Below are 1,320 nucleotides of genomic sequence, written 5' to 3'. Positions count from 1 at the left end.
GCGCCGTCCCACCACCGTCAGCGCCGACTCCGACGGTGACCACGCGCCCGGGTACCCCGACGGACTTCATGTATGCGCCAAGGGAGCGCCCTCAGGGGCCCCCGCTCAGCCGCCGTGCGACGGCCCTCACCAACTCGTCCAGCACCGCGTCACGACCCTGACCTTGCTCCCGCCCCCGCCGCCGAGGCCGGGCCAGCCCCACCCGGGTCGGTGAAAGCCCGCGGACCGGCCGGAACACCACATCCGGATGTGCGTAGAAGCGGGCCGCCGACGCGGGGGCCAGCGCCACGTTCCCGCCGGCCACCGCTCCCAGCCACTCGTCGGGACGGCTGGTCACGGCGCCGACCCGGACGGGGTGCTCGTCGTCCCGGTCCTCCGCCCCCAGCCAGTGATCCCTCCACGCCCCGGTCTCGGCCCCGGCCGCGACGAACGGCTCGTCCCACAGCTCGCGGAAGTCCACCGTCTCGCGGGTCGCCAGCGCGTGCCGGGCCGGCAGCAGCACGCCACGCTCCTCGGCGAAGAACTCCTGCACCGCAAAACTGTCCTGACCTGGGAACGGCAGACGCACCACCGCGGCGTCGACCTCCCTCCGGGCCAGGCCGGCGCTCGGGTCGGACCAGTCGAACTGCCGTAGTTCCACCCGCCACTCCGGCCGCGCGCGGCNNCCGCGAACGCGTGAAGAGCCGTACGCCGAGGTCGTCCTCCAGGCACCGGATCTGCTTGGTCAGCGCGGGCTGCGAGACGAACAGCCTCTGCGCGGCCCCGGTCAGGCTGCCCTCCTCCGCCACCGCGGCGAAGTACCGGAGCAGACGCGTGTCCACATCCATGCCTCCAGGTTATGGAAGCAGGTATTGGACGGTGCCCGGACACCTGAGAACCCTGGAGACATGACCGCTGCCCCACTCTCACTCGTCCTCGTCACCGTGCTCACCGCCGCCGTCAACGTGGCCATCGCGACCGCCGACCTCGCCGGGGCACGCTTCGTGATCGCCAACTCGGCGCAGGTGGGCGTACCTCGATCGTGGCTCCCGTGGCTGGCCGCCCTGAAGCTGGCCGGCGCGGCGGGCCTCCTCCTCGGCGTGTTCGTCACCGCACTGCGCCCTCTCGGCGTGGCCGCGGCCTGCGGTCTCGTCCTGTTCTACCTGGGCGCGATCGCCTTCCACCTCCGCGCCCGCGTCCTGCACAACCTCGCGTTCCCCGCCTTCTACCTCGCCACGGCGACCACCTCCCTGACCCTGACCGCAACCTCCTGACCCGCGAGAGACGCGGCGCAACCCCCACAACCCCGCGGCCTGCCACCCCCCTCCAGGGGCGCGGGGA

Annotated in this window: 1 protein-coding gene and 1 pseudogene; one reads left to right on the top strand and one right to left on the bottom strand. The window is 73.0% G+C overall.

What is annotated here, in order from left to right:
- Window positions 1-91: 91 nt before the first annotated feature.
- Window positions 92-827: pseudogene (locus CCN29_RS26665) on the bottom strand (LysR family transcriptional regulator).
- A gap of 60 nt (window positions 828-887) precedes the next feature.
- Between CCN29_RS26665 and CCN29_RS26655 the strand changes: the two are divergent.
- Window positions 888-1,253, top strand: a complete 366-nt coding sequence (locus CCN29_RS26655) for a DoxX family protein (RefSeq protein WP_086685073.1) — start codon at window positions 888-890, stop codon at window positions 1,251-1,253.
- Window positions 1,254-1,320: the final 67 nt, after the last annotated feature.

Origin of the sequence: Streptomyces pseudogriseolus (assembly GCA_002154585.1) — a bacterium.
In the GTDB taxonomy this organism is placed as follows: domain Bacteria; phylum Actinomycetota; class Actinomycetes; order Streptomycetales; family Streptomycetaceae; genus Streptomyces; species Streptomyces pseudogriseolus.
Note: the sequence above shows the minus strand (reverse complement) of the source record. Positions and strands in the feature narration are given on the sequence as shown.